The sequence below is a fragment of the Clostridia bacterium genome, from assembly GCA_014360065.1.
Taxonomy (GTDB): domain Bacteria; phylum Bacillota; class DSM-521; order Neomoorellales; family JACIYF01; genus JACIYF01.
This window is the reverse complement of record JACIYF010000159.1, coordinates 1-4,672: the sequence shown is the minus strand read 5'-3', so window position 1 is coordinate 4,672 and position 4,672 is coordinate 1. Positions and strand designations below refer to the sequence as shown.

Annotated in this window: 6 protein-coding genes; all 6 read right to left on the bottom strand. The window is 54.6% G+C overall.

Annotated elements, in window-relative coordinates; translation table 11 throughout:
- A partial coding sequence (locus H5U02_14055) for a murein biosynthesis integral membrane protein MurJ (GenBank protein MBC7343545.1) occupies positions 1–298 on the bottom strand: 298 nt, incomplete at its 3' end.
- A gap of 90 nt (positions 299–388) precedes the next feature.
- Positions 389–1,180 carry a hypothetical protein gene (locus H5U02_14050; protein MBC7343544.1) on the bottom strand — a complete coding sequence of 264 codons (792 nt, stop codon included), beginning with the start codon at positions 1,178–1,180 and terminating at the stop codon, positions 389–391.
- Positions 1,177–1,863 (bottom strand): CpsD/CapB family tyrosine-protein kinase, encoded by a 687-nt coding sequence (locus H5U02_14045; protein ID MBC7343543.1) that lies wholly within the window; start codon positions 1,861–1,863, stop codon positions 1,177–1,179. Before H5U02_14045 ends, H5U02_14050 begins: the two co-directional genes overlap by 4 nt.
- A gap of 84 nt (positions 1,864–1,947) precedes the next feature.
- A complete protein-coding gene (locus H5U02_14040; GenBank protein ID MBC7343542.1) occupies positions 1,948–3,336 on the bottom strand; it encodes a lipopolysaccharide biosynthesis protein in 1,389 nt (462 codons plus the stop codon).
- A 62-nt stretch (positions 3,337–3,398) separates the two neighbouring features.
- Entirely contained in the window at positions 3,399–3,995 is a 597-nt protein-coding gene (locus H5U02_14035; protein MBC7343541.1) for a hypothetical protein, read from the bottom strand.
- Between the two features lie 20 nt (positions 3,996–4,015).
- Entirely contained in the window at positions 4,016–4,282 is a 267-nt protein-coding gene (locus tag H5U02_14030) for a hypothetical protein (protein ID MBC7343540.1), read from the bottom strand.
- Positions 4,283–4,672 lie beyond the last annotated feature (390 nt).

Below are 4,672 nucleotides of genomic sequence, written 5' to 3'. Positions count from 1 at the left end.
TGAGAATCAGGCCGTGGAAGCTGCTCCAGACCAGCTGCGGCAGTTCCCCTTTTTTACCGTCCTGGCGATATTCGGTAAACACAGGTATGCCTACGGTGGTGATAGCTGTGCCCACGATGCCGAAAACCATGCTGGGAACGATCATCGCCACCAGGTAGGCATCGGTGGCGGTACCGGCTCCAAAGACCGAGGCCAGCGAGGCCTCTCGGAGGAACCCCAGGACCTTGCTGACTATAGTCAGTATTACGATGATGCCTGCGGCCTGAGCCGCCCGCTGAGCCGCTGCCAACCACGTCACCTCTTATGGATCGCGACCGAAATTACTTAACCTACCCATTTCGGCAAGGACCGGTGATTTCCTCTTTTGTAAGGGGACTGGAGAACCAGCTTATAGATGGGGCAGTTGAACCTCCTTGCCGTCAAGGATTTTTGCCGGATTATGGGTAAACAGCGCAGTAGCAGCCTCGGTGCCCAGAAGCTGAGCTACTTTGGCCTTGGCCAGGCTCAATACCGGCGGGCGGGCTTGGCTGTGCCCGTCGGAGGCAACAAACGATACCCAGCCCTTTCGAAGAAGGAGTTCCGCCGTTTTTGCGATCTTGCGCCCGAACAAGCCGACAATGCTGCCAGCATCAACCTGAACCAGCACGCCTTGCTCATGCACCAGGCGTTCTAGGAGATGGGGGTTGGCCATTACTTTGGCGTTGCGCTCCGGATGGGCTAGGACCGGCACCAACGATTGGACTTGAAGTTCAAAAAACACCTGGTCGGCGTATCTTGGCACCTCGTTGGCCGGAAACTCCACCAGAAGGCAAGGTCGCAAGGCCCCATCGGGCTGGTCAGGGAAGTAGCCTCCGAGAGGGAGCAGGCGCCCGGTTTCGGCCAGCTCGGGCACGTCCGGGCCGAGATAGACTTCCATCCCCGGCTTGACAGTCAGGTCGATGCCGGCCCTCCCAAGACGGTGCTGAAACTCTTCTGCCAGCTCCTTGATGGTTTTCGGTGCCGGCTGATACAATCCCGGTATATAGTGAGGAGTGCAGGTCAGGACGGCAGTCCCATGCTCGGAGGCAGCCCCGGCTAGGGCCAGGGCTTCATCCCAGTTACTGGCGCCATCATCCAATCCCGGTAGGATATGGGTATGTATATCGATCAAACCAGAAAACTGGTTTACGGCTTGGCTCATCTTTCTTTTCCATCGCTTGAGTAGTAATGGTAATAGTAATAGCTTTTCCCGTTGGGCTTGGCGGCGTTAATGACAGCGCCAACGATGCGGCCGTTGGCATTTTCGAGCAATTTCTTAGCTTCCATTATCTGATCAACCCGGGTTTTTCCAGCCCGGACCACCAGGATGATACCATCAACCAAAGGGGCCAGAACCAAGGCGTCGCTGACTGCCACCACCGGGGGAGTATCAAGCACCACCGCGTCATATTCAGAGGCGGCGCTTTCCAGGAACTCCTGCATCGGCTCCGACCCCAGCAGCTCCGACGGGTTGGGAGGAATAGGGCCACTGGGAATAAGGGATAGACCAGGTATATCAGTTGTTTGAACCGCCTGATTCCACAATTGAGCTCGGATCAGAACGTTGGTCAGCCCCAGCCGGTTCTTGAGTTTAAAGGTCCGGTGTAGGCGGGGCCGGCGCAGATCGCAATCGACCAGGAGAACCGTGCTGCCGGCCTGGGCCATGGTGACCGCTAGGTTGGCCGCCAGGGTCGATTTGCCTTCCTCGGGCCCGGTACTGGTAATGAGGATGGTTTTAAAACTGCCTTGGACTTGGGAGAATTTCAGGTTAGCCCTCACCAGGCGAAAAGCTTCTGAAGCAGGAGACCTCGGGTCGCTTTGGGTTATTAGAAACACGTGCTGCACCTCTCAGCTACGAATATGAACTAGTCTGCCAACATCACCGAAGGCTTGACGGTTGAGCTCAGATTGCTCATTCGTAACTAATGACTACTCGGCCGGCTTGAAAAAGGGCACAGTACCCAACACCGGTAGTCCCAAACGCTTCTCTACATCATCCGCCGTCCTGATGGTATTATCCAGCATCTCCATAACGAAACTTAGGACTACCGCTACCATTAAGCCTAGCACCGCGGCCACGGCCATGTTTAGCCTGGGATTGGGCTTAATAGGCTTAGCCGGGGGAGCTGCCGGGGAAACCAAGAGTAAGCTGGTGTCTCCAAAGTTGATGGAGCGTGCGATCTGGGTTTCTACGATCTTATCATTAAGCAGATCCTGAGTCTTTTCCCACCTATCAACTTCCCGCTGCAGCCGGTCCTGCTCCAGCCGCTTGCTGGCGAGCTCGGCGCTTATGGCCTCCACTTCCGCTTCCAGCTGGTTGGCCATTTTCTGGACGGCTGCCAGCTCGGCATCTGTTTCCGCCAAGCGTACCGTGCGGTCATCTAGCATCTGGGCAGCGGTGGCGTAAGCAGGATTTATCTCTTCGTAATCGCCTACCGTAACTAGCTTTGAGCCTGAACCTCCAGTTTGGGCATTACCGGAAGTGGTAGAACTTGCGGATTGGGAGGACAAAGGATTATTAACCTTTATGGTCTTGGGGGTGGCCGCCAGCAGCCTTTCCAACTCCGCCTTACCGGCTGCCAGCTGCTCCCTCTGGACCTGCAAGTCCACCAGCCTGGTCTTATACTTAGATAGGTCTTGAATCCGAGCGTCTAGCTGCTTTTCCAGGAAAGTCACTCCTCGAGGTTGCATCTGGAAGTCGCGCAGGGCCTTCTTCGCTGCTTCCAGCTTACCTTCGCCCGTCTGAGCTTGGGTATCGAGGAATTCTACCGACTTGCTAAGCTGCTGCTTGTTGGTTTGGGAAATAAAATCCAAGAAGCGCTGGCTCAGAGTGTTGGCGATTTGGGAAGCCAATGTCGGATCGGTAGACTGCACCTTAAGCTCGATTAAATTGGTGTCCTTTATGGCAGCAACCTGGATCATTTTCTCCAGGGACTGGGCGCTAATTCCTTTGGCAGAAAGGTTAAGGGCTTTGACAACTTCTTCTAACACCGAGAGGTTCTTAAGCTGGCTTACGTAGGTGCTAATAGTCATTTCCGGCAAGCGCGATACGCTTTCAACTACTGATTCTACCCCCGTACCCTGCTGGTTTTGAGAGGAAGCAGGCTTTTCGGGGGCAGGCTGGGTTACCATGAGCACCGCCTTGGCCTCGTATGTAGGAGTTATCACCAGGTAGCTAAGAACAGCACTGGTTAGGACCGCGGCAGCAGTAATTAGAGCAATCACCCACTTCCACTTAAACAACACCTCCAGGTAGGCTCGAAGGTCGACTTCGTCGACCGCCCTGGCGAAAGAAGCATCGATGCCATTTGTGCCCATACCAAGTTGCCCTCCACTCATCTGAGGCCTACTCTTTGAACCATGGGGACTCATAGCCACCTCTAGGTTGCGTACTTCAATAATAAATCTCGGATGGTTGCCATATCTTCTATAGATAGGCGGGCCTTCACCAGGTTCACCAGCTCAACCTTTTCGGCCGGGGTCACCCCCCCCTGAACCAAAGACAAGGCGTGCCTGATATCGCCAAGCGAGAAGCGCTTGCGGACGATATTCAAGACCACCAGCCGGTCGGCAGCGGAAACCCGGTTGGCCAAATTCAAGATCATTTCCGGTGTCAGGGCAATACTCCCCAGGCCGGGGCCCAAGCCAGGAGTTGATTGGTTGGGCCTAGGGATGACTATCAGCGACCCCAGCCTGGAATTATTCCCATCTTCTCCCGGGCTAGAGGGCTCAACCGGTTCACCACTCTTGGAGCCCGAATCCGGCGATGGGGAGCCTTGGTTCGGCGCCACCTTGCCCTCCTTCATTGCCATCTCCTCCAGCAGAGCCTGGGTGAGACCGGTCCACAGGTTGGACTGGTCCTTGCCAATTGGAAGGCCATAGGAGGGGATAAAACCGGTTGAGAACAACAACCATCCGCCCAATGCCAGCATGGCTACGAGGTAAATACATACGCCAATAGTTATTTTCCTACGCATTTCCACCCACCAAACTATGCCTAGACCATTGGACCATTGTCTCTACCGGCTTTCTTTTCTGAAGTAGCCCTTAGGCACTGGTGTGCAAAACCGATCTGGTCCTCAAGTACCCGGACGGCGGTCTCCAGGTCATGGTCAGCAAGATGCTCTAGCGCGGCATCTAACCCGGCATCGGCTAAAATGCCTTCAATTTGAAAATCACGATAACCCAAAGCCCTGAGGCGATCGGCAAGGCTTTCTGCCTGCCGTAAGAGCTCTTTGTCTTTCCGGCGAGGGCTTCTGCGCATAGCCCCCATTCCCCCTTGCGGACAACCTGGCTGGTCTGTTTCTACTTATGGCATTCTTTCGCTTGGCCATGGTTGTCCAGAGTGTCCCCGGTCGCATCGGTTTAGCTGGCTCCAGGTTCACAGATTACGGGGCTTGCCTCGGCGCTTACGTATAGGTATAGGTGCGGTCAGTTGGTTTCCATATCTTGTATGTTCCATTAGTTGTATCTTCTCCAAGGAAAGCAGTTTTCCTGCTAATTCGACTGCTAGTTTTAGAAAGTCAATTCAATGTCAGTAGATGGCGCACAGAAATGATGTGCACAACTTGGTATTATTCGGAAGGACAAAGGCATTGATTGTCGAATGTTACTTAAGAGTTGGCGGCCTCAGGTACTGCGGCCGCTACCATGG

Coding starts and splice junctions, on each gene's coding strand:
- H5U02_14050 (MBC7343544.1), bottom strand. CDS start 1,180: ATGAGCCAAGCCGTAAACCAGTTTTCTGGTTTGATCGATATACATACC.
- H5U02_14040 (MBC7343542.1), bottom strand. CDS start 3,336: ATGGGCACAAATGGCATCGATGCTTCTTTCGCCAGGGCGGTCGACGAA.
- H5U02_14035 (MBC7343541.1), bottom strand. CDS start 3,995: ATGCGTAGGAAAATAACTATTGGCGTATGTATTTACCTCGTAGCCATG.
- H5U02_14030 (MBC7343540.1), bottom strand. CDS start 4,282: ATGCGCAGAAGCCCTCGCCGGAAAGACAAAGAGCTCTTACGGCAGGCA.